The sequence below is a fragment of the Pseudooceanicola aestuarii genome (assembly GCF_010614805.1).
Taxonomy (GTDB): Bacteria; Pseudomonadota; Alphaproteobacteria; order Rhodobacterales; family Rhodobacteraceae; genus Pseudooceanicola; species Pseudooceanicola aestuarii.
Genome location: NZ_JAAFZC010000001.1, coordinates 2,072,326 through 2,096,893, shown reverse-complemented (window position 1 = coordinate 2,096,893; position 24,568 = coordinate 2,072,326). Strand labels below are relative to the sequence as shown.

At 59.0% G+C, this 24,568-nt stretch carries 23 protein-coding genes, 1 tRNA gene and 1 pseudogene; 7 read left to right on the top strand and 18 right to left on the bottom strand.

Annotated features, from left to right (window positions below; translation table 11 throughout):
• Positions 1-1,016: 1,016 nt before the first annotated feature.
• Together G5A46_RS10015 and G5A46_RS10010 are read left to right on the top strand one after the other, a co-directional pair.
• The gene (locus tag G5A46_RS10015) at positions 1,017-2,939 is read left to right on the top strand and encodes a hypothetical protein (protein WP_163849260.1); all 1,923 of its coding nucleotides are present in this window, start codon (positions 1,017-1,019) and stop codon (positions 2,937-2,939) included.
• Positions 2,939-4,471 (top strand): hypothetical protein, encoded by a 1,533-nt coding sequence (locus G5A46_RS10010; RefSeq protein WP_163849259.1) that lies wholly within the window; start codon positions 2,939-2,941, stop codon positions 4,469-4,471. Before G5A46_RS10015 ends, G5A46_RS10010 begins: the two co-directional genes overlap by 1 nt.
• A gap of 76 nt (positions 4,472-4,547) precedes the next feature.
• Here the strand turns inward: G5A46_RS10010 and G5A46_RS10005 are convergent, their stop codons facing one another.
• Positions 4,548-4,760, bottom strand: coding sequence for a hypothetical protein (locus G5A46_RS10005; RefSeq protein WP_163849258.1), 213 nt, complete (start codon positions 4,758-4,760; stop codon positions 4,548-4,550).
• Positions 4,761-5,101: 341 nt separating this feature from the next.
• Here G5A46_RS10005 and G5A46_RS10000 point away from each other — a divergent pair, with 341 nt between their 5' ends.
• The 3 genes from G5A46_RS10000 to G5A46_RS09990 all read left to right on the top strand — a co-directional run bounded on the left by G5A46_RS10000 (position 5,102) and on the right by G5A46_RS09990 (position 10,391).
• A complete protein-coding gene (locus G5A46_RS10000) occupies positions 5,102-7,204 on the top strand; it encodes a DUF262 and DUF1524 domain-containing protein (RefSeq protein ID WP_163849257.1) in 2,103 nt (700 codons plus the stop codon).
• 389 nt (positions 7,205-7,593) lie between these two features.
• Positions 7,594-9,687 carry a DEAD/DEAH box helicase gene (locus G5A46_RS09995; protein WP_163849256.1) on the top strand — a complete coding sequence of 698 codons (2,094 nt, stop codon included), beginning with the start codon at positions 7,594-7,596 and terminating at the stop codon, positions 9,685-9,687.
• A complete protein-coding gene (locus tag G5A46_RS09990) occupies positions 9,684-10,391 on the top strand; it encodes a DUF2290 domain-containing protein (protein ID WP_163849255.1) in 708 nt (235 codons plus the stop codon). The genes G5A46_RS09995 and G5A46_RS09990 overlap by 4 nt, the downstream gene beginning before the upstream one ends.
• A gap of 167 nt (positions 10,392-10,558) precedes the next feature.
• On the opposite strand, the gene G5A46_RS09985 is transcribed toward G5A46_RS09990, so the two are convergent.
• From G5A46_RS09985 to G5A46_RS09975, 3 genes are all read right to left on the bottom strand, one after another.
• Entirely contained in the window at positions 10,559-11,383 is an 825-nt protein-coding gene (locus tag G5A46_RS09985; RefSeq protein WP_163849254.1) for an aldo/keto reductase, read from the bottom strand.
• Positions 11,380-12,351 carry a TIGR03571 family LLM class oxidoreductase gene (locus G5A46_RS09980; protein WP_163849253.1) on the bottom strand — a complete coding sequence of 324 codons (972 nt, stop codon included), beginning with the start codon at positions 12,349-12,351 and terminating at the stop codon, positions 11,380-11,382. Before G5A46_RS09980 ends, G5A46_RS09985 begins: the two co-directional genes overlap by 4 nt.
• 63 nt (positions 12,352-12,414) lie before the next feature.
• The gene (locus G5A46_RS09975; protein WP_163849252.1) at positions 12,415-13,596 is read right to left on the bottom strand and encodes an MFS transporter; all 1,182 of its coding nucleotides are present in this window, start codon (positions 13,594-13,596) and stop codon (positions 12,415-12,417) included.
• Positions 13,597-13,680: 84 nt separating this feature from the next.
• Between G5A46_RS09975 and G5A46_RS09970 the strand changes: the two genes are divergently transcribed.
• Positions 13,681-14,577, top strand: a complete 897-nt coding sequence (locus G5A46_RS09970; protein ID WP_163849251.1) for a LysR family transcriptional regulator — start codon at positions 13,681-13,683, stop codon at positions 14,575-14,577.
• A gap of 217 nt (positions 14,578-14,794) precedes the next feature.
• A pseudogene (locus G5A46_RS09965) lies at positions 14,795-15,139 on the top strand (transposase); the annotation flags it as partial.
• 50 nt (positions 15,140-15,189) lie between these two features.
• Here the strand turns inward: G5A46_RS09965 and G5A46_RS09960 are convergent.
• The 14 genes from G5A46_RS09960 to murA form a co-directional block, all read right to left on the bottom strand.
• The gene (locus tag G5A46_RS09960; RefSeq protein ID WP_163849250.1) at positions 15,190-15,495 is read right to left on the bottom strand and encodes a helix-turn-helix transcriptional regulator; all 306 of its coding nucleotides are present in this window, start codon (positions 15,493-15,495) and stop codon (positions 15,190-15,192) included.
• Positions 15,496-15,694: 199 nt separating this feature from the next.
• A tRNA-Phe gene (locus tag G5A46_RS09955) sits at positions 15,695-15,769 on the bottom strand.
• Between the two features lie 491 nt (positions 15,770-16,260).
• A complete protein-coding gene (locus tag G5A46_RS09950; RefSeq protein ID WP_163849249.1) occupies positions 16,261-16,473 on the bottom strand; it encodes a DNA gyrase inhibitor YacG in 213 nt (70 codons plus the stop codon).
• Positions 16,470-17,537 carry a ribonuclease E/G gene (locus G5A46_RS09945; protein ID WP_163849248.1) on the bottom strand — a complete coding sequence of 356 codons (1,068 nt, stop codon included), beginning with the start codon at positions 17,535-17,537 and terminating at the stop codon, positions 16,470-16,472. The genes G5A46_RS09950 and G5A46_RS09945 overlap by 4 nt, the downstream gene beginning before the upstream one ends.
• The gene (locus tag G5A46_RS09940) at positions 17,534-18,127 is read right to left on the bottom strand and encodes a Maf family protein (protein ID WP_239520725.1); all 594 of its coding nucleotides are present in this window, start codon (positions 18,125-18,127) and stop codon (positions 17,534-17,536) included. Before G5A46_RS09940 ends, G5A46_RS09945 begins: the two co-directional genes overlap by 4 nt.
• Before the next feature lie 27 nt (positions 18,128-18,154).
• The gene (gene infA, locus G5A46_RS09935; RefSeq protein ID WP_163849247.1) at positions 18,155-18,373 is read right to left on the bottom strand and encodes a translation initiation factor IF-1; all 219 of its coding nucleotides are present in this window, start codon (positions 18,371-18,373) and stop codon (positions 18,155-18,157) included.
• Between the two features lie 83 nt (positions 18,374-18,456).
• On the bottom strand, positions 18,457-19,329 hold the full coding sequence (locus G5A46_RS09930; protein ID WP_163849246.1) for a carbon-nitrogen hydrolase family protein: 873 nt from the start codon (positions 19,327-19,329) through the stop codon (positions 18,457-18,459).
• Complete coding sequence (locus tag G5A46_RS09925; RefSeq protein ID WP_420821354.1) at positions 19,326-19,937, bottom strand: GNAT family N-acetyltransferase; 612 nt, start codon at positions 19,935-19,937, stop codon at positions 19,326-19,328. Before G5A46_RS09925 ends, G5A46_RS09930 begins: the two co-directional genes overlap by 4 nt.
• Positions 19,934-20,323, bottom strand: coding sequence for a ketosteroid isomerase-related protein (locus G5A46_RS09920; RefSeq protein WP_163849245.1), 390 nt, complete (start codon positions 20,321-20,323; stop codon positions 19,934-19,936). Before G5A46_RS09920 ends, G5A46_RS09925 begins: the two co-directional genes overlap by 4 nt.
• Complete coding sequence (locus G5A46_RS09915) at positions 20,320-20,781, bottom strand: arsenate-mycothiol transferase ArsC (RefSeq protein ID WP_163849244.1); 462 nt, start codon at positions 20,779-20,781, stop codon at positions 20,320-20,322. Before G5A46_RS09915 ends, G5A46_RS09920 begins: the two co-directional genes overlap by 4 nt.
• A gap of 3 nt (positions 20,782-20,784) precedes the next feature.
• On the bottom strand, positions 20,785-21,264 hold the full coding sequence (locus G5A46_RS09910; protein ID WP_163849967.1) for a UPF0262 family protein: 480 nt from the start codon (positions 21,262-21,264) through the stop codon (positions 20,785-20,787).
• Positions 21,265-21,373: 109 nt separating this feature from the next.
• Positions 21,374-22,678: a histidinol dehydrogenase gene (gene hisD / locus G5A46_RS09905; protein ID WP_163849243.1), complete on the bottom strand. Its 1,305-nt coding sequence runs from the start codon at positions 22,676-22,678 to the stop codon at positions 21,374-21,376.
• A 150-nt stretch (positions 22,679-22,828) separates the two neighbouring features.
• On the bottom strand, positions 22,829-23,302 hold the full coding sequence (locus G5A46_RS09900) for a DUF2948 family protein (RefSeq protein ID WP_163849242.1): 474 nt from the start codon (positions 23,300-23,302) through the stop codon (positions 22,829-22,831).
• Entirely contained in the window at positions 23,299-24,567 is a 1,269-nt protein-coding gene (gene murA, locus G5A46_RS09895) for a UDP-N-acetylglucosamine 1-carboxyvinyltransferase (protein ID WP_163849241.1), read from the bottom strand. The genes G5A46_RS09900 and murA overlap by 4 nt, the downstream gene beginning before the upstream one ends.
• Position 24,568 lies beyond the last annotated feature (1 nt).

The following is a 24,568-nucleotide window of genomic DNA, read 5'->3' as shown; positions in this document are numbered from 1 at the left end:
TCCATCGTGCAATGGGCATCATTCGAGTCATGAACACTTGCTGGCCTACGCCCGGATTGAGCGTATTTTACGACACCGGAACAAGGCATAGAGCGTTCGGAAACACGTCTCAGAGGGCGGCGGGTGCCGCCCTTTTCGACGCCCGGAGTGCCGCTATTCGCTATCTCGATGGTAGGTAAGGTTCGTGTTCATTGGGGTCATGGGTTGCACACATTCGGGTGCATGCTGCAGAACCCATTTTTTTGCGATGTGTCTAACCTTTTCACAGACCCAACTGTCGATTTCTTCCGAACAGATTGGAAACGCCCCACTTCCTGAAAAAGGAGATGGGGCACATGCCATTCGAGCTTTTCAGAGAACCAATCGTTCCATGCAATCCCGCGGGACTCACGACGACTGAGCTCCGCCAATACCTTAATGTCGGGCGTGACGCGCTATCGCCAATCTTGCGCCGTTTTGGGATCACGATGTTTCACGGGATCGTCCCCGAGGTCGTTCTGTGGCGCCAGCTATTCGGTCTTGAACCGTCAGATCAAGCGGCCACGGACGCCCTCAGGGAGCCGCTCGCTGATGTTCGATGGGTGTCACAGGCAACGGGTGTCCCGATGTCTACCCTTCGGCACCATCTCCGCAACGGACGCTGGCAATATGATCCGGGCATACAGCTCGGCGATGAAACGGGTTCCTCTACCCCGCGTCTTCGCCGCTGGATCCCCAGCCTCATACGGAACCAGCGGCTTGGTTCAGCACCTCTGAATTTCTGTTCCGTTACACCATTGGCCCCGCCCAGTACGGACACCGGGATAGCCACGGCCGCGGCGCCTGCCGAAGCAGATAAGCAGCCCCTCGAGGACCTTTTCTCGCTGGTTCACAGCGGCAATCCACCGTTGCCCGAATAACGCTCAGAATAAGACCCCCCGGGGAATTTTCGGCGTGGGTAAACTCCCCGGATTTTCTTACCGCCCGCCCGATAACGACCAATCTTCTCATTAACGACAACAAAGAGACAAACGAACATGACGAATAAAGCACCTACAATGCTGGACATTCTTCGCTTCGGCGAGAGCCAGGAAACCAAAACCGCATGCCAGTATGCGAAACATCTAAAGCTAATGTTCAAAAAGCGCGGGTACGCCGACCGGCACCTTGAGGCGCTTGATGGTACCCTGGAAGTCTATCTCATAATCGCGCCGAAGTTCAGCGCAAAAGATGCTCGCTTGATGAGTAAGATTGCCAGTTGGGGAATAAAGCCAAAAACCTACAAGCAATATCAGACTGACGGGCGCAGATTAATTGAAAGCTACTACGGCGATTTGCAAAAGCGCCGCGAGCGAAGGGCGCGTCAAGATGGATTCGCCCGCCTGCAAGCGGTTCTGCCCGATCTTCTTAAAGGCGGGTTGATAAAGGCGAGCCAAATGCGCAACCTACCAAGGTTGTTCGATCTGGCCCGCGCCCGGGAATGGGACATGGCCGACATTACGCGTGATCGGGTGATTTCGCTACGTGAGGATTGTCAGAACTCGGATGATTGGGGCCGAGTGAAGCAGGGGGCTGCATTCTTTGACTATTTGCGAGTGTTCCCGACTTGTTTGCCTTTGTTACCACCCACTGTCATCGGGTCTCTGACCGGTGTGTTTCGGTTGGACGAAATCGTCCCTGATTTCCTGGCGGATGAAGCAATGACTTGGGTCAAACAGGCAACCGTTGTCTATCAAAGCGATATGCTCACCGAGGAAGCACGAGAGGCTACGGCCAAGTCCTATTCAGCCAGTAGTAGAGGGGTCTACACCGCAGCACTGCGCCATTACATTATGACGGTCAGCGAATTTTGTGACTTTCGTTCGGTCAATAGTCTGGCTGCGCTCTTTACTGCAGATCTGATCGAGAGAACATTGACGCGTCAGTGCAAGAAATCAGGTGCGCAAGGCGGTTTGGCGCCGCGGACTTTGTTCTCCTACTCGCTGGTATTGAAAAGAGTTCTTGCGGATCAGAACCTTACGGAAGCATCTGAGAAAGTAGAACGGCTCATCAAGAGCCTGCCCCTGCTCGTCCAAGGTCAAGCAGCCAGCAAAATCATGTCTCCCAAGGTTGAGGTATGGTGTCGAAACCTCATAAGCGACCCCCTCGCTGCAGAGATATTCGAAACTCAGCACTTTCGATATGTTGAAAAGGCACTTGCCGCGATCGAATTGGCGAGCATCGAAGACATCGATCTTCAGGCGTTCAGCAGGTTTCCTGATGAACAGGCTTTATCACCAGAACAATCACGTTTGGCGAGCCAGCTTCTGGGCCAGGCAAGGATGTACGGCGTCTGCGCGGCATTCGCCGCAATCGAGCTCGAGGGCGCGCCATTCCGTAAGTCGAACGTGATCAATGATCTGAAAATTTTTGGTCACCCACAAACCTTTTTCGACCATCGAGACGACAAGCACAATCCTCGGTACGAAATACATATTTCGAACGAGCTGCTTAAAAATGGTGAGGCGATGACACGCCGAAACCAATATTTGCCACGGTTTAGTTTTGAGAAGAATGGCCTCGGTCATGAGGGATACCGTATCTTGGCTTTCTATCTTTCCCGTATCCGGCCTCTGTTCCCAGGTTCTGATCACTCAGACTACCTCTTCCCAGCGTTGAAGGCCGAACCCCGTCCTCTCGTCCTCTCGACATTTGACGGGTGGCTCGCCGCTTGCTCCACAAGCATCGAGCTGTATCTTCTTCCGCATAATTTTCGCCACGGAGTATGTACGCTGGAGATCTTCCATGACCCGACATGTTTCGAGGAACTCGAAAACCTGACAGGCGATACAACTGCAACCCTGCGCCAGCACTATGCTTTCGTCGACAGGGAACGGCAGAGCCGCTCGCTTCAGCAGAAACGATATGAACGGCGTGCCAAACGCCACTCGGTGCCAACTCCATCAAAGGGGGGCTTGTAATGAGTGTCCAGGAGGCCCTTGCGAAACCGGCCTGGCGGGCTTTGATCGTGCAGCCGGGCTTCGCAGACATATCGGGTCCGGCGATCCTGACCACCGACAGCTTCTTTGACTTCATTCTGAAGTTTGAAATTTTGTCTCCTACGGTCGGTGATATCGAGAACTGGTTGGGCGAGTTCCCTGACCCAGAGAGGGCTATGCGTCTTGATCACCTTCAAGAGGTTTTCGCAGTTTTTCAGCCGGCGTTCTTATCTTCGATCAGGCAAGCGCTTCATCCCAAGCCGAATGTACCGTTGTCAAAACCGATTCACGCTACATCTGCTTCCTCGCAATCAAATTCAAAGATGAGGCCGAACACGACCCCGCCAGTTCATGAAATGGAGGATTGGGATCCCATCGCGCCGCCCAGTCGCCGGCCCCCACTACCTCGAAGGGTGACCATCCGTCCCCATGAACTTCCTTTGGATTACCAGCAAGAACTGCGTCGCGCTGCTGAGGGATTGCCCAGTCGAAACGCCTCGGTGCAGGTTCCGGCGCGTAGCATGGTTAAAAGAATGCGCGAAAAACTTTGCGGACACGCTTGGTCGGCTCAGCGCCATGGCATGGGCAAGGAACTCAGCGTTGAAGGGATCGATGCATATCTCACGGACCTGAAAGAACGATTGGCAAAGAAACCTTACGGTTTACGGTGGGCAAGCATGCTTGCGGCTGCTGACGGACTGTATCTCTTTGCCAGATATAGTGACGCAGCCTCGAACATCGTCGGTCACCTCAAGGGCTATTCGCGTGAATATGGTGCCCGAGAAAAGGGACAAAAAGCACTAAAGTTTTTCGCACTGCTGCGGACAGGAAATACAACTGACCGTGTTCTTGACCTCGCCGAGAATCTTCTGGCGGGTGTCTCTGCAGAGGTTTGCTTTAAGAAGCGTCATCAGATGCGCAACGCCGCCGCGATATTGGGTGTCTTTGCGAATGCGCCACTAAGGAATGCATCCGCACAGCTGGTGTTTGGCGAGAACCTTTTTTGGAAGGAGTGCGAGTGGGTCATCCGAACGAAGATCCGGAAAACCAACATGTCGCGTCCGGTTGATTATGTGCTACCGCTCCACGAAGAAGTCGGACGTTTTGTTGATGCTATTGTTCTTGGAGAAGCGTCGCCTGCAATGTTACCGTTCCTGCGAGAACGCTTGCAGAAACAAAAACGGCAGCTTTTCGTGCTGCATGATGGCACCCCTGCAGCCGCCACATATGTTCCTCGTGTTTTCAAAACCCTCACGGGCAACAGTTTCACGACACTCCGTACCATGCTCTATACAGACGCATTCGCGGCGCATGGAACGGCAGGCATCGAGTATGCTAAGCCGGCGGCGCACCACTCCAGTACGGAGATCGTCAAGCGCCACTACATCGAAGAACAGGTGGCAGAGTTGCACGCGACCAATCTGCGCCAACGGCGCCAAGACCGCCAGAAAGACATTGCTGATAAGCATCGGGATCTGAAATCAGCGTTGGACGACGCGACGGATGCGACATGAGGGCGACGAATGATCGCTCAACGCCTCTGCGAGCTTGCCTCTAAAGATAGTCTTGCTGACTGACGGCATATCGACCTCAGATCTTACGGCACTCCGACGATGGCGAAACTTTTATGCCGATATTGGCCAACAGGTGATATGGAGCGTTCCGAACCGCAGCCTCAACATCAACTTTTGACTGCTTTCCTTTGTTCGGTAGCGCCATCAGCAGGCCTGTTACGATCAGAACACCGCTGATGAAGATAAGGGTGCCGGCAACGATGAATTCTGTGGTGAAAATACCTGTCACGGTAGCTCCCTTCTTGTTCAGGTGTATCTCACAGTCTAACGGGACGGCGCCGGAGGACGCAAATTCATAGTGTTTTAGAGGGGGCGGCCTGCGCAGCCGCCCTCCCAACATCCACCGGAAGCTCAGCCGATACGCTTATGGCAGGATACGCCTACGGCCCAGGCTGTTAGATCAATACCGCGGAGCGCGGAGAGCAGTTCGAAAGCGTGTTCGCTGTGGTACCGTTTACGCGGCACTTCTCTCGAGTATTGAGGCTCCCCATGCGTCACATTTGATTTGTCATCAGACTGGCCGACGCTTTAGGCTCAGCTTAAAGCATATTTTTCAGTTTAGGTGACCCATTGAAAGCTACCGAAGCCGGCCTCCTCCAGTTCCTCCGAGCCGCCCCGAGATTTGTCATCCCGATTTATCAGAGAACCTACTCGTGGACAGAAAAGGAGTGCACCCAGCTTTGGGAGGACGTCTATCGAGCCGGGTTGGACGACAGTATTGATGTGCACTTCATCGGATCCATCGTCTACATTGAGGATGGGCTGTCCAATAATACCAAGCGGGCGCCCAATCTGGTCATCGATGGCCAGCAACGCTTGACCACCATCACCTTGCTGTTGGCTGCGCTCGCCGATGCTGTTGGTGATGACGAACCTGTCGAAGGCTTTTCTGCAGACGAGATCCGCGAAACCCTGCTGACCAACCACCGGCGCAGCGGCGATGAGTTTTTTAAGCTTCTATTGACCCGGACCGACCGCGACACTTTGAAGGCAATCGTTGGTCGACACGACTATCCGACGCCCAGGTCTGACCGTATCGTTGAGAACTACGATGCATTCAAGGCCCGCCTGGCGGCCGGGGACGCTGTTATCGAGACGATCTGCAAAGGCCTTGGCAAACTGATTATGGTGGATATCGCTCTGAGCCGCGAACACGACAATCCACAGCTCATTTTCGAAAGCATGAACTCGACCGGGCGGGAGCTAAGCCAAGCTGACCTTATCCGAAATTTCATTCTCATGGGGCTTGAGCCCGACTACCAGACGAAGCTCTACGAGCACTACTGGCACCCCATGGAGCAGGACTTCGGGCAGGCCGCATATACAGCACATTTCGATAGCTTCATGCGTCACTACCTGACTGTCCGCACAGGCAATATCCCCCGCTTGGGCGATGTTTACGAGGCCTACAAAGCATATGCCCGTCAGGTCCAATCCAAAGGCGGCACAATCGAAGATCTCGTGAAGGAGGTTCGCTCGTATGCCCGCTTCTACTGCGTCATCGCTTTGGGTCATCAAACCGAATCCAAGTTGGCAGAAGCGTTCCAGGATATTCGGGAGCTCAAGGTAGATGTTGCCTACCCCTTCCTTCTCGAGGTCTTCGATGACTTCGAGAAGGAACGCCTGACCAGTGAAGAGTTTCACGATGTGTTACGCATGGTCGAGGCCTACGTCTTCCGCCGGGCGATCTGCTCCATCCCCACGAACTCTCTCAATAAGACCTTTGCCAACTTCGCCCGATCGATAGACAAGGCTGATTATCTGAGCAGTGTCCGGACCTATTTCTTCGGCATGAAGTCATACCGCCGTTTCCCGCGCGATGAGGAGTTCATCCAGGAGCTCAAGACCCGAGACCTTTATAATTTCCCGCGACGAAGCTACTGGCTCCGGCGCTTCGAAAATTATGGACGCAAAGAGCGCGTTCATGTCGACGATTATACGATCGAACACATCCTACCCCAAGACCCCAATCTTTCTGCTGAATGGCGAAATGAGCTTGGCCCCGAGGCGGAGCAGGTACAGGAACGCTGGTTGCACACACTCGGTAACCTGACCCTTACCGGCTACAATTCAGAATACAGCAACCGTGCGTTCCAGCAGAAGCGCGACATGAAAGATGGTTTCAAACACAGCCCTCTCCGCGTGAATGAAGGCCTTGGGGCGACCGAAGCTTGGAACGAGGACGCGATCCAAGCGCGCGCTGCAAAGTTGGCGAGGGAAGCGACCAAAGTCTGGGCCGCGCCGGTCCTGACAGATGAAGAGCTGGCCTCGCTCAAAGTTGTGAAGGATGTGCCTACAACCGGATACACGATCCAGGATCACCGCCACCTGGCTGGTGGGCATAGCAGAGAATTGTTTGACGCGTTCGAGCAGAGGATCCTTGCCCTTGATCCATGTGTGACCCGCGAGTTCCTGAAGCTCTATGTTGCCTTCAAGGCCGAAACAAATTTCGCAGACGTCGTTCCTCAGGCGAAGGGCTTGCGCATATCGCTTAACATTGAACCGCAGGACATCAGCGATCCCCGTGGAATGGTAGAAGATGTGACCGGCGTCGGCAGATGGGGCAATGGCAACTCCGAAGTGCGGCTGAACAAAATTGAGGATCTTTCCTACGTTGTGGGTCTGGCGCGCCAGGCGCTGGAGCGACAGATGGATCAGGCAGAGGCGGCTTGAGAGAACACTCACAATCGGCGTGACCTTCGGACGCGAGCCAAAACCAGCTTGATCCATGCTTTGGGCGGGGAACTGCCATTCGCCGCGGCCGTCACGAATGGCAACACTGCGCAGAAGCGGGCCGTCACCACGGTACCTTGATTCTGCATATCGCTTGCCGGTCGCGTCGCGCTCCGGGGCGGGCTGGGTCTACAGTAAACGCGCGATCAGAGCGCTGCCCTGAGCAGACCGAAGGGCGAAGGTAAGGTGGAATGCCACTGCACCCCAAGCCAGTCACATCACTATGTTGAACGTTTAGGGGCAACTGACGGGGGCCTTGTTGAAATTCTACTTTTGGCTCAGTGTGCTCAAAAGGCCAAACGGCTGCACAACTTACTGAAGGAACCCTAATGGCGTTAGAGTATATTCCAGCCAGATCGGATCTTGGCAAGAAGCCTCCTCTCGAGACCGTCATCAAGAGAATCCGCCAGGCTATGGGGCAGCAGAGCGGCGTGGTCTATTACTCTTGGCCGACTCTCAAAGATTATAGTGAAACGCTCCACAGAGGTGACATCGCCCTGATAACTCGAGATGGCGGCCTTAAGCTCGTGGTTTACACAGCCTCCGATAGCGAGGAGGCTGTCACAATAAAGTACGAAGAAGCTTCTCACCTTTTGGGGCTGGTCGAATCCCAACTATCAAAAAGCTCAAAACTACGGCGGAAACGCAGGCTCAAAGTTGAGATCGAACCAATTCTGTATGCGCCAAACTCCCCAATCGATATTGGTGATGATGAGGCGACTTTCATAAAAAACGAGGATAGTCTTATCGAAATACTATCCCAGAAGTCTGAAAATATTCTGTCTGAGCCAGACATCGAAGAGGTCCGTTCAATTCTTGAGGGGGCAAAAGCTCTTTCAAGACCCAAGCCTCGACATGTAAAAAAAGACGGTTCCCAAGATGTAGCGGAGGCGTTCGCCGAGCTTGAAGAATTAATTGCAAATTTTGACGCTAAGCAGCGCGGCGTTGCAATGACTTCTTTGAATTGCCCGCAACGTATACGTGGTTTGGCTGGGACGGGAAAAACCGTGATCTTGGCAATGAAGGCTGCACTCACCCACGCAAACGAACCTAATTCCAAAATCCTTATAACTTACTATACGCGCAGCCTGAAGGATACAATCGAAAAACTGATAGTTCGATTCTATAGGCATTTTGCGGAAGGGGAGCCTGATTGGGATTATGTCCATGTTCGACACGGGTGGGGACGACGTGACTTGCCAGGTGTATACAGAGACACGTGCAATCGTGAAAGCATTTCGCCGAAAAGCTTTGCTGAGGCGAAAGGAGAAAGTGATCCCTTTGGATTCGTTTGCGGTGAGTTAATCGCAAATAAGGAACCCTCCAGTTATTACGATCTCGTCCTAATAGATGAAGGTCAGGACTTTCCTGATAGCTTCTATCAACTTTGCTTCTTCATCACTAAGGGCACACGAGACACAAAAAACATTATTTGGGCATATGATGAGCTCCAGAACGTATTTGACGTTAAGGTACGAGCTCCTGACGCTCTCTTCGGAAATGACACAGATGGGGAGCCGAGAATATCGCTCACCAGATCACTTCCAGAGGGGGCAGATACGAACGATCACGTACTACAAAAGAGTTATCGGAACCAACGGGACGTATTGGTGATGGCTCATGCGATTGGCTTCGGTGTGTATGGTGAAACCGTACAAATGCTTGAGAACCGAAGTCATTGGGAGGACGTTGGGTATGACGTCATATCTGGAACATTTCAGGTAGGTTCCAAGGTAACCGTAAAGCGTCCACGTAGAAACAGCCCCGCACAACTTAATACTCCAGACGATATTCCGATCATTCAGCCGAGCGTCTTCGAAGACATGAACGAAGAGGCAAGGGCGTGCGTGCAAGGGATCCGTGATATGATGTCCCGTGGACTTCGAGCTCATGATTTCCTTGTGATTGCGCTCGACGATAGGTACGCGCGAGGATATCTGTCGAAGGTTTCAAAGTTGCTCGCTGAAGCGGAAATTCAACCGAACAATCTCTTGGCAGGAGGGTATGACGAACCGCCATTCACAATGGAAGACCATGTTACTCTGGCCACCGTTTATCGCGCAAAAGGTAATGAGGCTGCCGTAGTTTTCGTGTTGGGAGCGGATGCCGCCACATTGCGAACACGCACAGGTCGAAATCGACTATTTGTTGCTCTTACCCGTACGAAGGGATGGTTACGACTGAGTGGTTGCAATACGGGACGTTACAGGAAATTGCTCGATGAAATTAAAGAGACGTTAAAGTATACCCCCGAAATAAGGTTCGTCATGCCAAACATGACCGACCTGAACACAATCCAACGCGACCTCGAAGAAAAACACGCACGGATGACTGAGGCAAAAACAAAAATAGAAAAATTAAAAGAAGACCTTAATCTTACTGACGAAGATTTTCAATCTCTCTTAGAGGATGATGACTTTTGAACGAGGCTAACTTCAACGCAAGTATTAGACATTCAATTGAGTTTTTCACACGCGCAGCACTTGATGAAGTAACCGTTAATTTGTCTCGACTCAAGGTTAATACTGATTTCAATGAGGTCGCGCTTGCCCCAGACGTCGACTATGAAAGCATATACCGATGCGCCCTGAGCTTGAACCATTTCAACGTGCAGCTAAAAGATTATGCACTGTTTCAGTTTAGCTGGGATAGTCAAACGTCATGGAGATTGGCCTACTATCCCAACCCATGGATTTCGGGCGTCGCATCTGCATTGAGTAAGCTTTCGGAACTTAAGGAAATGCTTGAAGCAGGCGCTATTAACTCTGAGGAGTTCATGGAGCTACTCTCAACAGACTTTCAATGGCACCAAGCAATACCTATGTTTCGCTATGAATATTCTGAGAGCCAGTATGTTCCAGTGACACACCCGGCTGGACATTTTCATATTGGTACTTTTGGACAAGATCGTTGGGCTTGGAGCAGAAAGCTCTCCCCCAAGAGCTTTTCAATGCTTGTGGTTCGCATGTATTATCCAGAGGTTTGGTTAGAAAATAGCTCATTTCATACCGAAGATGTAGCGAAATGTTGGGAAATAGAGCTGAGGGAATCCCTTACAAACGATGGCGCTTCTACCGAATTTAGTGTCGATGAGGCTATCAGCATCCACTTGAACGCCATAAATTAGTCCGCATTGCCGCCACTCGAACCTCAAAATGCTGCGCGATGCATGAACGACCGGTCTGGGACAACTGCGGCGCGGCATTTGTGCTATTGATGGACGGCAGCTGTGGGGCCGAAGGCTGAAGTCGACGGGTATAGGTCCTGCAGGGTTTCTGCAGGACCAGTGAATAATCAATCCCAGTCTGGCGCGAGCGACTCCGGGCATACCAAGCGCCCTTTGGCTGTACCAAGGGCATCAATTCGAGCGATCTCCTCTGCGCTTAGCACGATCTCTGCGGCACGGAGGTTGTCGGCAAGCCGGCCTGGGTTGCTTGTGCGGGGCAACGCGATGCTCATGGGTCGTTTCAGGATCCAGGCCAGCGCAATCTGGGCCGGGCTTGCATCATGTGCGGCACCGATCTCGCGCAGCACGGCATTTCCCATCACCTTACCCTGCGCCAGCGGACAGTAAGCTTCGACCGCTACGCCCTTGCTGGCAAGATGAGCGATCATCCGCGTTTGGTCGATCAGCGGATGCAGTTCGATCTGGTTGGCGGCCAATGGTGTGTTTAACGCTTCCTGTGCTTGATTAACCATATCCATGGTAAAATTCGACACGCCCCCGTGACGAACTTTGCCCGCAGCAATCAGATCATTCAGCGCGCCAATGGTCTCGGCAATAGGCACATCTTTTGAGGGCCAGTGCAGTAGCAGCAAGTCTACATAGTCGGTCCCCAGTCGTTTCAAAGACGCATCAGTGGCAGCGATGAAGGCTTCTGGCGAGAAGTGCTCGGGCAGGATTTTGGTGGTGAGGAACACTTCATCGCGGCGGACATCGGCGTGGCGCAAACCTTCGCCAACTTGCTCTTCGTTTTCATAGGCCTGCGCCGTATCAATATGGCGGAACCCTTCGGAAAGGGCCGCGGCCACCATGTCGGCTACGGTATCTTGCTCAAGTTGAAAGGTGCCGAACCCCAAGGACGGAATTTGGGCGGGGCCGATAAGGGTGATACTCATAGTGTTGTTTCCTTATTATTTTGCTCGGTGAACTCAGGGATGACGTGCTCGGCTAACTCGGCCAGAACGTCCTCGATTTCGCGCTGTGATTGGCGCAGGTTAAAGGCAATGTGGGCGACCCCTGCAGCGTGCAGGGAGCGAACGTGATTTGTCAGAGCATTGCGACCCATACGGCCCCCGAACTGGATTGGCCGGAAGGGCGCATCGGGATCAGGGTCAAGATCCAGGTGCATGACAGACAGGACCGGCGCGGGGGGTAGGCCAGCATCAGTGCGCGCCTGACGCCACATCGACAGGCGGCGCTCGGCCTGATCGGGAGGGCCCGGATAGGTGAACCAGCCGTCCAATGTGCGGGCGATCCATTGCAGGCTTTGTTGGCCCATCCCGGCCATGACCATCGGGATACCTTCTGGCACGTAGGGACGCACAGTGACCGGACCTTGCGGCCCCTGCAGCGTATCCCCCGACCAAAGATTGCGCATCTGGCCGACGCGATCACGCAAAGTGGCTCCGCGGGCCTCATAGTCCAGCCCCATCAGAGGGTATTCTACCGGACGGTCCCCGGACGCAATGCCAAGGATAAACCGCCCGCCCGATAGATGGTGCAGGCTGGCCGTCATCTTGGCCAGGAGGATTGGATCCCGCAGCGGCAGGACGATACCCGCTGTGCCAAGTGCAATGCCCCGCGTGCGGCCTGCAAGAAAGCCGAGATAGGGGAACGGATCGAAGACCTGTCCCGCATCCCCGAAGCTGGGATCGTGAACCGGCACGTCCCGCAGCCAGACCGCATCGAAACCAAGACTTTCGGCCAGCTCTACTCCCTTGGAGGGGTTTGAGATGTCAGGCACACCAAAGGGGCGTCCCTCGATACGGGCGCAGTATTGCCCGGCCTCGGTCCAGTCGCGGTCCAGTGGCAATTCGATGCCGAAAGTCATGCGGTCTTTGTAAATCAGATTTAGGGCAGACATGATACGAACCTCCAGTTCAATGATTTGCCCCGCCGCCATAAAGATACGGCAGGGCAAGTGAGGTTATTCAGCAGCAACTGCTTGGGATGTTGTTGTGTTTAGGCGGCCAGACAGACGCACCAGAACGATTCCGACAACCACAACTCCGGCAGCAATGTAGGGTGCCGAGGTAAGACCGATACCTTCGACCACAAGACCACCGGCCCATGCGCCACCGGCAATGCCAAGGTTGAACGCTCCAATGTTCAGACCCGAGGCTACATCAACCGCACCAGGTGAGACTTCGCGCGCAATTTGCACAACGTAGGACTGCAGTGGTGGCACGTTGGCGAAGGCAAAACCGCCCCAGAAAGCCGCAACCGCGATGGCTGCAATCGGGCTGGTCAAGAACGCGCCGAGTGCGACCAGTGATATCGCAAGGCCAGCAAAGATCACCGTCAAGGACGCTACTGCACCGATCCGGTCAGCCAGTTTGCCGCCTGCGATGTTTCCAACGGCGACAGATGCACCATAGAGCAGCAGCACCAAGCTAACGGCGCCTGCGGACAGTCCGGTGACTTCGTTCAACATCGGTGCAAGGAAAGTGAAGGCGATGAAGTTGCCGCCATAGCCGATCGCAGTGATCAGATAGACCAGCAGCAGGCGCGGCGAAGTCAGTACCTGCAACTGTGCTTTGATCCCGGCGGAGGCGGTCTTGGTCAAATTCGCAGGCACCAAGACGGCTGAGGCAATGAAGCCGATCACGCCCAAAGCGACAACGCCAAGGAAGGTCGACTGCCAACCGAAGTTTTGGCCAATGAAGGTGCCCAAGGGCACGCCCGTCACCAGCGCCACCGTCAGGCCAAGGAACACCAACGCAATGGCCGAGCTTTCCTTTTCAGGCTCCACCAGATCGGTGGCGATCGTCGAGGCGATGGCAAAGAAAACACCGTGGGCGAGACCGGTGATAAAGCGCGCAGCGACAAGGCTGCCGTAATCCGGCGCAAAGGCGGCATAAGCGTTGCCAAGCGTGAACAGAGCCAGCAACAGAAGCAAAAGTGTCTTACGTGGCACGCGGTCGGCCATGGCGGTCAGCACCGGCGCGCCGATGGTCACGCCAAGCGCGTAGAGGCTGACGAGCAGGCCAGCGGAGGGGGTGGAAACGCCAAGGTCAGCGGCGATCGTGGGAAGCAAGCCGACGATGACGAACTCGGTCGTTCCGACGGCGAAAGCGCTGATGGTCAGCGCCCAGAGTGCAAGAGGCATCGGTTTTCTCCAGTGAATTTGATGTCGACGCCACATATGCCAGTCGCTATCTGTTGCGAGAGCAGGCAAGTTTGGAATGGATCATTGCAGAAACTGCACGAATTGCTGCGCATGGGGGACTTGGCTGCCTTTGTCGGGATCGTCGATGATGGGGGCTTTGCTGAATCCGCGCGGCGCAGAGGGGTGTCTGCCTCAACACTCAGCCGGTCAGTGACGCGGCTGGAAGAGCAGTTGCAAGTCACACTCCTGCGCCGGACTACGCGGTCCATCGAGATCACCCCCGAAGGCGCTGCCGTTCTGGCCGAGGCGCGCGAGATTTTGGATCGCAGCGAAGCCCTGCAAGAGATCGCAACAAGTGGACAGGCCCCCGCCGGACCACTGCGTGTGAATGCGCCTGTGCCTTACGTCCTGCATGTCCTCGCCCCGCGGCTGGCCGAGTTTCGTGCGGAATACCCCGGCATCCAGCTTTCGATCGACATGACAGATGCGCTGGTGGACCTTATCGGCAGCCACGCGGACGTTGCCATTCGGCTGGGCCAGCTGCCTGATAGCGACATGTTGCACCGCCCCTTGGGGCGCACGGCTTGGAAATTAGTGGCTGCGCCGGAATACCTTGATCGCAAAGGCTGGCCAAAAACACCAACCGACCTCGCAAAGCTGGAGCAAGTGCGCTTTGCGGCACCAGATCATATCAACACGCTGCGCTTTACTGGTCTGTCTACCCCGGTGACGGTCCCCCCCGCGGTGACCGCAGGCAATGGAGAGGCCGTGCGCCAGATGGTATTAGGCGGGCTTGGCATCTCGCGTTTTTCCGATTTCATGATCGCAGATGACATTGATGCGGGCCGATTGGTTGAGCTGTTCCCGGGCCAGCTTGACGCCGCCCCGCTGGATATCTCAGCCCTCTACCTAACCCGCGTCTCGGGGTTGCGCCGGTTGGGTGTTTTTCTGGATTGGTTGGGAACCATTGGTGCGGGCTGAATTATTCCCACGTGCTTTCAGTATGCATAACGATGACGAGCAAAGCCTGGCCGCAAAGAGTTATTCTCAGTCAGGCTTATATCGGCATGTTTTTGGATGTCCGCTTCTTAGACGCTGCACTGCAGCGGCGCGATGCCATGCGAACGGCTGGTAAGGGCCGAGGCTGTGTGGAAACTCCCCGACATGTTAGACTTCTGCGAGGCAGACGGGGGCAGGCATGTCGGGTTTCATCGAAGGGATCGACCGGGAACAGACGACGCTTTTTCCGGAGCGGCTGGAAGACTGGATCGGCGAGGATCACTTGGTTCGCGTCGTGGACCTTTTCGTTGATGAGCTCGATCTGGCCGGTCTTGGTTTCACCCGACACGCGCCGGCGCGCCCCGGACGGCCGGGATATCATCCGGCCGTTCTGCTCAAGCTCTTCATCTACGGCTACCTGAACCGCATCCCCTCCAGCCGTCTGCTGGAGCGCGAGGCCGGGCGGAACGTCGAGGTCATGTGGGTGACCGGGCGATTGGTGCCGGGTCACAAGACCATCGCTGACTTCCGGCGTGACAACGGTGCCGGCCCGGCCCCATGATGCGTTAAGCCACAAGGCAACGTGCGCAGTGCTTATTGCACCTCCTGGGGCGCTCCCGTGCATTCTTCAGCGACGGCCGTTTCGGAGGAAGCTTCCGTACAAGGAGTTGAAGGTTCATCCGCTGAATTTAGCTCATTTGAGCATTCTGGCTGGTACGTACCCTCGACGATTTGCATGATGAGCGACAGCCGCCAGCGGCTCGAGCGGCCCAGCTTTTGCGCTTTGGGAAACGTTTCACGCTTGATGTCCCGGTAAATGCTCGCCTTCGAGCGGGACAAGATTTCGCAAACCCGTTCGATCGGTAGCAGAACGTCGTGTGCAGTTCCTGAGCTATGCATCTGTTATCTCCATGTGATTGACTGGAGATGAAGTGATGTCGATCTGCTTTCGCCGGAAATGCAAATGTGCCAGACTATCGACTTCAAGCAACGAATGAAGGAGAGAAGTCTGTCGTCCCGCTGTCGTCCCGAGGAGATGGAAATCAGCACTGAGTGAGTACTCACAACAGAAATACCTATATATTTCAGTTGTTTGCAATGGTGCCCGGGGGCGGAATCGAACCACCGACACGAGGATTTTCAATCCACTGCTCTACCCCTGAGCTACCCGGGCACGGGAGAAGGCAGCGCCTTCGGGTGGAGGCGTTCTAGGCGAGGTGCGCGGGACTGTCCAGAGGGGAAGTGCAAAAAAGATCAAGGCCGTAGCGGAAGCTGTGCAGAGGGGCCTTCAGGGCACCTGGCACGGGGCGAAGGATGGGTGGGAAATGTCGGAAAACCAAGTACTTGAGGGAGGTGCGCGGAGAGCTCGCGCGGGTGCTGTCCACGGGTAACGAGAAGGGGGACACCGAAAATGAGACGTGCCGCATCGGGTGGGCGGCTGCCTTGTCGTGACCGACGTCGCGGGACCTTGGCCCGCGCCTGGTCGGGTCAAAGCGGCCGACGCGGGATCAGCACAAGGGACGGAATGCGAACCGGGCCGGAGATCGTGGGATTTCGGTGCGGTGACGGCAGGCACGCCGCCCGCCGCAGGCGGATCCGGCATCCGTTGACCGGCCCTGCGCCCGAAATCGGAGTCGGAGTCGGGGGCGGGGCGACGGGCGCCGATCAGTGACGCAACTTGGTCGGGTCGTCGAGGAGGGCGTCCCGGCTCAGGGCTTCTTCGAAGGCGTCGGCGGCCTCTTCCATGTCCTCGGGCGCGGTGGAGGGGACGGCATAGCTGCCGTTCAGCCAGCGCGCCAGGTCACGGTCCGCACAGCGGCGAGAGCAGAAGGGGCGATAGGTGGTGGCGCTGTTGTCGCCACAGATCGGGCAGCTCATTCGGACAGTCCTGCCAGGATGGGTGCCAGCGGAAGGCGAGCGCGTTTGCGTTGAAGCTCCAGATTGCCCAGGACCGACCAGCCGGAGACGGTCGTTTCCACATCGTCGCCGCGCAGCGCGGCCTTCAGCGCGCTTTCCAGCTGCTTCCGCTCCCGCTTGGGAAAGGGCGCAAGGTCAAGGTAGATCAACCCGCCCAACCCACGCAGGCGCAACTGGCGCGGCAGAGCGCGGGCGGCGGCGATATTGGCCTTCAGCCCGGCGGCAGGGCTGGTGTCGGCGCCGGTGTTCACGTCAACGGCGACGCAGGCGCGCGTCGGCTCCACGAACATCGTCCCGGCGCCTGGCAGGGGCACACGGCCGCCCCGCAGCGCGGCGATCATCTCGTCAACGCCGAGAGTGGCAAAGCTGCCGGTCGCGTCCTCCACCTGGGCCTGCGGCCAGTCGCGCCAGGCCAGATCATGCGGGCCCGGACCGTCCAGCAGCTTTTCCGGCGCGCCCTCGGCGTCGCCCAGAACGCGGGCGGCGAGATCGGCCATCATGGCGATGTCTTCCGCCACGGCATCCTCGTCCGCCGCCGCGCAGGCTGAGCGCAGGATCAAGCCGGCTGCCTCGCCGCCCTGCCCCACCTCCGTCTCGGGGAAGATGTCATGGGCCAGCCCGTTCAGGGAAACGCGGATTTCCTCGTCCCGGATGGCGCGGGATATGTTGATACCGGGCGCGCCGGGGGTGACGATGGCATAGCGGCTTTTGAACAGCAGACGGGCGGTGACTGGAATCGCCTTGCCCGGTTCGGCATGGCCGGAGACCTGCACCAGGATCGGCTGACCGGGGGCCAACCCCTTGACCTGGCGCAAGAAGGCCGGGCCGTCCGGGGTCTTCAGGAACATGCCGCCCTGCCCCTTCACGGGGCGGTCGGTCAGGGCGCGGTAGATCGTGCCGGGGCGCGGATCGTCAGTGTCGATCAGCAGATCGGACAGTTGGCCGTCCTCCAGCAGGGCGGCGGCTTCGGCCCTCTCTCCGTCGCGCCGGGGCAGCGTGTCGAGAGCGATCTGAAAACCCTTCATGCGGTATCCTTCCTGGCGGACCAGACCGGCACGCCCGCAGCGGCCAGCACTTGTGCGGTTTCGGCCACGGGCAGGCCCATGACGGCGCTGAAACTGCCGGAGATCCAGGGGATGAACGCCCCCGCCGGACCTTGAATGCCATAGCCCCCCGCCTTCCCGCGCCAATCCTCGGTGGCGAGATAGCCGTTCAGCTCATCGTCCGACAGGCGTTTCATGCGCACGTCGGTGACCACGTCGCGCTGCCACATCCGGTCGCCCGCGCGCACCGCGACGGCAGTGATGACACGATGCCGGCGGCCCGACAGGGCCAGCAGGAATTGCGCAGCCTCGCCGGCGTCGGCGGGTTTGCCCAGGATGCGGCGTCCCAGGGCGACGGTGGTATCGGCGCAGAGCACGATTTCATCTGGCACCGCGTGAACGGCCTGCGCCTTTTCGCGCGCCATGCGCACGCAATAGGGGCGCGGCAATTCTCCCTTGGCGGGGGTCTCGTCGATATCTGGGGGGCGAATGTCGGTTGGGGTCAGCCCCAGCTGGGCCAGAAGCTCCAGCCTGCGGGGGCTGCCCGAGCCCAGGATCAATGTCGGGGTCACGCGGCCCCCTCCCTCCTTGGGAAGAATTTACCGGAACCGGTAGTTGATCCGGCCCTTGGTCAGATCGTAGGGGGTCATTTCCACCTGCACACGATCGCCGGCCAGAACACGGATGCGGTTCTTGCGCATCTTGCCTGCCGTGTGTGCGATGATCTCATGGCCGTTCTCAAGCTCGACCCGGAATGTCGCATTGGGCAGGAGTTCCTTCACGACGCCGGGGAATTCGAGAATGTCTTCCTTGGCCATGTGATCTCCTTCATCCATACTTCTGCTGATGTGCAGATGCGCGCCTAAATGGGGCGAAACGACCGGCACTTCAAGATAATAATCTATTTCAGCGTACAAAGTTCCGCGATGTCGTGCGGGAGCCCCTCCTCCCAATGGCTGCGGTGGCGGACATTTCCGCCCGAACGCACCGCCGAAATGGCTGCCGGATCGACGGCGCCCACCGTCCAGCCCGGCCGATCCAACGCGCCCTGCGCGATCACCCCATCGGCCGGAAAACCGCAATCAGGCGGGCCGTAGATGCCTCCGCATCCGGTGCTGATGTCCACCGCCTCCACTTGCGGGAACGGCCCGATGACCGAGGACATGACCGCAACGCATTGATTTTCCATGGCTCGGGCCTGCGCGCCGATGCGCACGCGCCAATATCCCTCTGCCGCGTCGGTGCAGGACGGAACCAGCAGGATATCGGCCTGCCGCTGGGCACGAGCCAGCAGCGGGAATTCGCTGTCATAGCAGATGTTGATCGCGATCCGCCCGATCGCCGTGTCGAAAACCCGCAGCGGGCCCTGGCCCTGCACGCCCCAGGGGTCGCGTTCCCACAGGGTCATGATCTGCTTGTCCTGATGACCGGTCTGGCCGTTGGGGGTATGCAGATGCGCGCGGTTGACGATTCTCCCCTCCGTCACCACCGGGGCGGAGGCCCCGAGGATATGCACCCCGAAGCGCGCCGCCAGTTCGCGGTGCAACGAATTCACATCGTCCATCAGATCCGACACGGCCTGCGCCGCACGCACCAGATCGGCGGCCGTCTCCTCCCCCGCGAGGGAGACGAGTTCCATCGCCCCGTATTCGGGAAACACCAGCAGTGCGGCCCCCTGTTCGGCGCCATCCCGAACCCAACGGGTCAGTTTTTCTTCATATTCCCGCCAGCTGGAGAACCAGTCCAGCGGATAGGCGGCAGCGGCGATCTTCATGGCGCGGGCTCCAGGGGTTTCATCCAGAATTGCAGATCATGTGGGGTCTCCTCTGCCGCGCCGATATCGCGCCAGCGGAATTGCGCCACGCAATCCGGCAGGGGCGCATAGCCGCGTCCGCGCCAGAACCGCGTCAGATCACGCGGACAGGCCGGACGTTGCGGATGGCTGTCGGGGCGGGCCACGGCACAGAACGCAGCGTAGTGGCGCCCCAGTCGCCGGGCATGCGCCTCTCGCGCATCAAAGAACGCGTGGCCGACCCCCTGACCCCGCCATTCGGGCAACAGCACCGATTCGGCGCAGTAGAAGATATCTGTCAGCGCCTCGGGCCGATGGGCAAAGGCGGCAGCGAAATCGGCGGCGTGATCCTCCATCGGGGCGCCGGTTGCCGCACCGACCATGCGCGGTGCCCCCTCCCCGGTATCGTCAAAGGCTGCCACCACGATGGCGCCGGGCGACAAGTAGGACCGAAGGTAGCCGCGTTCATAGTCCAGATCGCCGTCATAGAGATACGGCCAGTCGCGAAACACCGCGATCCGCAGCCGCGCCACATCCTCCAGCGCGGCCTCCAGCGCGGGACCGGTCAGCCAGTCGATCCGCAGGGTCACGCGACCTGCCGCAGCCAATCGGCCAGATTGTAATAGGTCGTCACCCGCGCGATCCGACCGTCCGCATTCAGGGTAAAGAACGATCCCGCCGGCAGGCGATAGGTCTGGCCGCGCGCCTCCGGCAGGCCGGAATCGGTGGCCAGATAGGTGCCGTTCACCACATACTCCGCCGCCGCCCGGTCGCCCGCGCCGAGAATCACCATATCCGTCAGCTCTTCGTCATAGCAGCGGGTCATATGGGCACAGAAATCGGCAAAAAGCGGTTTGCCCCGGCGCACCTCCCCCTCGTTCACATGGTGGGCCACGTCGTCGGACAGGCACTCCAGCATCGCCGGGGTATCGCCCGCGTTGAAGGCATCGAAATAGCGTTGGATGATCCGGGTCATGCTCTCTCCTGCGGGGGGCCCCATTTCGCGGTCAGCCGCTCCACGATCTGGTCGCGGGTCATGCGATAGGCGTTCAGCTTCTGCTCCCGCGTCTCGCCAATGCCGGTGGGGTCCATGATCGGCCAGAATTCCACTGTCAGGTGAAAGTACCGCGTCAGCTCCAGCGCGCGGCGTTGGCTGGCCGGCGAGAGGGAGACGATCAGGTCGAAGGACGACAGGTCATCGCCCCATTCCTGCATTTCGTCAAAAGACCGGGAGCGGTGTCGTTCCAGCGCCACGCCGATCTCCCGACAGACGGCGATGGCAAAGCCGTCGACCTCAAGGTCGTTATGTACCCCGGCCGATTGCACGTAGGTGCCTGCGCCGTAGAACTGCTTCATGATGCCTTCGGCCATGGGCGAGCGGACCGCGTTGTGATCGCAGCAGAACAGCACAGACTGGGGCAGAGCCACCGGCAAGGATCAGCCCCCGAAATGCAGGACGCAGATCAGGGTGAACAGGCGGCGCGCGGTGTCGTGATCAACCTGCGCCTTGCCGTCCAGGCGTTCGACAAGCACCCGCGCGCCTTCGTCGTGGATGCCACGACGGGCCATGTCGATGGTTTCGATCTGGGCCGGGGGCAGGTTCTTGACCGCGTCGAAATAGCTTTTGCAGATGGCCCAGTAATCCTTGACCGTCTGGCGGAACGGGCCCAGCGACAGCAGGAATTGCGCGGCCGGCTGGCCCGCCTCCGTCTGCACGTCGAACACCAGCCGCTTGTCCCGGATCGACAGCGACAGCCGGTAAGGGCCGTCTGGCACGTCCCGATCGTCCCGCTTGGGCAGATCGAAGACGTTCTCCTCCATCAGGTCAAAGATCGCCACGCGGCGCTCTTGCTCGATCTCCGGGGTTGGCGGCGGCAGATTGGCGTCGTCCAGGTCGATATGGGTGATGCGGGACATGATCATGTGATCCCCTCGGGCTGGTTGCAGGGCTCCCCACCGCCACAACATGCTGCATCGCAGCAAAGTTCCGTTGCTATGCAAACCTACGGGAAGGGCGCGGCCCTTGTCACCCCTGATTCAGCCGATCCAGCCGCGCCCGCACCGACAGGCCATGCGCCTGCAAACTCTCTGAATTCGCAAGAGTTTCCGCCGCAGGTCCAATGGCGGCCAGAGCGCGGGGGCTCATCTCCGTCAGGGTGGTGCGCTTGAGGAAATCCATCACCGACAACCCGGAGGAGAATCGCGCCGACCGCGCCGTGGGCAGGACATGGTTCGGGCCGCCGACGTAATCGCCGATCGCCTCCGGCGTCCAGGCGCCCAGGAATATCGCCCCCGCATGGATGCAGTCACGGGCCAGCGTCTGCGGATCGGCGACGCAGAGTTCCAGGTGTTCGGGCGCGATCCGGTTGGACAGGGCCGCGGCCTCTGCCATGTCGCGGACCCGGATCACAGCCCCGAAATCGCGCCAGCTGGCACCTGCGATGGCCGCCCGGTCCAGCGTTTCCAGCCGCCGCTCCACCGCCTGGGTCACCGCGTCAGCCAGGGCGGCATCGTCGGTGATCAGGATGGATTGCGCGCTTTCGTCATGTTCCGCCTGGCTGAGCAGGTCCAGCGCCAGCCAGGCGGGATCATTGTCCGCATCGGCGATGATCAGGATTTCGGACGGGCCGGCGATCATGTCGATCCCGACCTTGCCAAAGACCCGGCGCTTCGCTGCCGCGACAAAGGCATTGCCCGGCCCGGTGATCTTGTCCACCGGTGCAATGGTTTCGGTGCCATAGGCCAGCGCCGCGATCGCCTGCGCGCCGCCGATGCGGTAGACCTCGTCCACGCCCGCCAGCCGCGCGGCCAGCAGGACCAGCGGATTGGCCTTGCCCTCCGGCGTGGGCACAGCGATGGCCAGCCGTTCGACACCCGCGACCTTGGCCGGGATGGCGTTCATCAGGACCGAGGACGGGTAGGACGCCAGTCCGCCGGGCACGTATAGCCCAGCCGCGGACACCGCCGACCAGCGCCAGCCCAGACGCGCGCCGTCGGGATCGGTCCACATCTCGTCGCGCGGCATCTGCCGGACATGATAGGCGCGGATGCGCTGCGCCGCCTGTTCCAGCGCCGCGCGTTCCGTGGCCGGCACGGCGGCGCAATGGGCGTCGATCTCCTGTGCGGAAAACGCCAGCGTCCCGGCGGTCAGCTCCAGCCGGTCAAATCTTGCCGTCAGCTCCAGCACCGCCGCGTCGCCGCGCGCGCGGACATCGGCGATGATCGCGGCGACGGTATCATCGACATCGGGGCTGTCTTCCCGCTTGGCGCCCAGCAACGCGGTGAACCGGGCCTCGAAATCGGCGGTGTCGGTGGACAGGAAATGGGGCATGGCAAACTCCGTTGGTCGCAGGCTGCATAGCCGCCGCCGCGCCCGGCCTCAAGCGGGAGCTGCGCGGCCTGCGGCCAGCACCCCAGGCAACGCGATCAGCACCGGCGGGCACGGCGCGCCCCTGCCCTGCCTCCCAGTATCGCGACCGGACTACGCGCCGTGGTCCGGCGCCTTGCCCGACGGGGCACGATAGGGCCGGGTCACGTCCTTCAGCGAGAGGTCCAGCGCCTCGACCTTCAGGCGGATCGCGCCATCGCCGGCCAGGGTCAGCATCAGGTGTCCGCCCGGCGGCTCGGCCTCGGGCTCGAACGCGATCTGCAACAGCGACAGGATCATCTCCGGGTCTTCCCGCACCATCCCCTGGCTGGCGACGGTTTGGACGTTGTCGATGACCAGCACGGATTGCACCCGCTCGGCCCCGTGGCGATCCCGGCCGCCATCCTCCCAGCGAAAGCGGTTGAGAAGGATGGCAAACCGCCGTTCCGCCGGGCGCCAGGTCACTTCGGAGACGGGGAAAACCGCGTCCTGCACCAACGCCGACAACACCGACAGATCGTCACTGTCCAGCGCGCCAAGGTTCAGCGGCGCCTCCCGGCCGTCCTGAAATCGAGCATCTTCGGTCATGCTGCTTTCACCCGTTCGATTTTTGCGCCGCAGGCCGACAGCTTCTGTTCCACCTGCTCATAGCCGCGATCCAGATGGTAGACGCGGTTCACGACGGTCTCACCCTCGGCGGCCAGCGCAGCCAGAATCAGCGAGACGGAGGCGCGCAGATCCGTCGCCATCACCGGGGCACCGCGCAGGCGGTCGACACCCTGCACTGTGGCCGTCCCGCCCTGAACGTCGATCCGGGCGCCCATGCGGGTCAGTTCCGGGGCGTGCATGAACCGGTTCTCGAAGATACGTTCCTCCAGCACCGAGGTGCCGTCAGCCGTGCACAGCAGGGCCATCATCTGGGCCTGCAAATCGGTGGGAAAGCCGGGGAAAGGTTCGGTCACGACGTTCACCGGGCGCACGCGGTTGCCCTTGCGCTCCACCACCAGCCCGTCGGGCGTTTCCTCGATGCCGATCCCGGCCTCCTCCAGCTTGACGCAAAAGGCCGACACCAGATCGCGGCGCCCGCCCTTCAGCAGGACACGCCCTCCGCAGATCGCGGGCGCCAGCATATAGGTGCCCAGTTCGATCCGGTCGGTCACGACGGCATGTGTGGCGCCATGCAGACGGTCCACGCCCTGCACGGTGATCGTATCGGTGCCGGCGCCATCGATCTGCGCGCCCATGCGTGACAGGCACAGCGCCAGGTCGACGATCTCCGGCTCCCGCGCGGCGTTCTTCAGCACCGTGGTGCCCTTGGCCAGGGTCGCGGCCATCAGCGCGTTTTCCGTGGCGCCCACCGAAACGATGGGAAATTCGAACGTGCCGCCCCGCAGCCCGCCGCGTGCCGTGGCGTGGACATATCCATCGCGCAGGTCCAGCTCCGCGCCCATCGCCTCAAGCGCGCGCAGGTGCAGATCCACAGGACGCGCGCCGATGGCACAGCCGCCGGGAAGCGACACGGTCGCCTGCCCGTCCCGCGCCAGCATCGGTCCCAGCACCAGGATCGACGCCCGCATCTTGCGCACGATATCGTATTCGGCCTTGTGGTTGGTGATCTGCGCGGTTCGCAGTTCCTGCACCGTGCCATCCGCATTCGGCGTGATCTCGCAACCCAGCGATTCCAGCAACATCGACATGGTGCGGATATCGCTGAGGCGCGGCGCATTGGTCAGGATCAGCGGTTCGTCGCTGAGAAGCGTGGCGGGCATCAGGGTCAGGCAGGCATTCTTGGCCCCCGCGATGGGAATTTCGCCGTTCAGCGGCCCGTTCCCGGTGACATGTATCGAATCCATC

Coding starts and splice junctions, on each gene's coding strand:
- G5A46_RS10015 (WP_163849260.1), top strand. CDS start 1,017: ATGACGAATAAAGCACCTACAATGCTGGACATTCTTCGCTTCGGCGAG.
- G5A46_RS10010 (WP_163849259.1), top strand. CDS start 2,939: ATGAGTGTCCAGGAGGCCCTTGCGAAACCGGCCTGGCGGGCTTTGATC.
- G5A46_RS09995 (WP_163849256.1), top strand. CDS start 7,594: ATGGCGTTAGAGTATATTCCAGCCAGATCGGATCTTGGCAAGAAGCCT.
- G5A46_RS09985 (WP_163849254.1), bottom strand. CDS start 11,383: ATGAGTATCACCCTTATCGGCCCCGCCCAAATTCCGTCCTTGGGGTTC.
- G5A46_RS09980 (WP_163849253.1), bottom strand. CDS start 12,351: ATGTCTGCCCTAAATCTGATTTACAAAGACCGCATGACTTTCGGCATC.
- G5A46_RS09975 (WP_163849252.1), bottom strand. CDS start 13,596: ATGCCTCTTGCACTCTGGGCGCTGACCATCAGCGCTTTCGCCGTCGGA.
- G5A46_RS09960 (WP_163849250.1), bottom strand. CDS start 15,495: ATGCATAGCTCAGGAACTGCACACGACGTTCTGCTACCGATCGAACGG.
- G5A46_RS09950 (WP_163849249.1), bottom strand. CDS start 16,473: ATGAGCTGCCCGATCTGTGGCGACAACAGCGCCACCACCTATCGCCCC.
- G5A46_RS09945 (WP_163849248.1), bottom strand. CDS start 17,537: ATGAAGGGTTTTCAGATCGCTCTCGACACGCTGCCCCGGCGCGACGGA.
- infA (WP_163849247.1), bottom strand. CDS start 18,373: ATGGCCAAGGAAGACATTCTCGAATTCCCCGGCGTCGTGAAGGAACTC.
- G5A46_RS09930 (WP_163849246.1), bottom strand. CDS start 19,329: ATGAAGATCGCCGCTGCCGCCTATCCGCTGGACTGGTTCTCCAGCTGG.
- G5A46_RS09920 (WP_163849245.1), bottom strand. CDS start 20,323: ATGACCCGGATCATCCAACGCTATTTCGATGCCTTCAACGCGGGCGAT.
- G5A46_RS09910 (WP_163849967.1), bottom strand. CDS start 21,264: ATGTCCCGCATCACCCATATCGACCTGGACGACGCCAATCTGCCGCCG.
- hisD (WP_163849243.1), bottom strand. CDS start 22,678: ATGCCCCATTTCCTGTCCACCGACACCGCCGATTTCGAGGCCCGGTTC.
- G5A46_RS09900 (WP_163849242.1), bottom strand. CDS start 23,302: ATGACCGAAGATGCTCGATTTCAGGACGGCCGGGAGGCGCCGCTGAAC.
- murA (WP_163849241.1), bottom strand. CDS start 24,567: ATGGATTCGATACATGTCACCGGGAACGGGCCGCTGAACGGCGAAATT.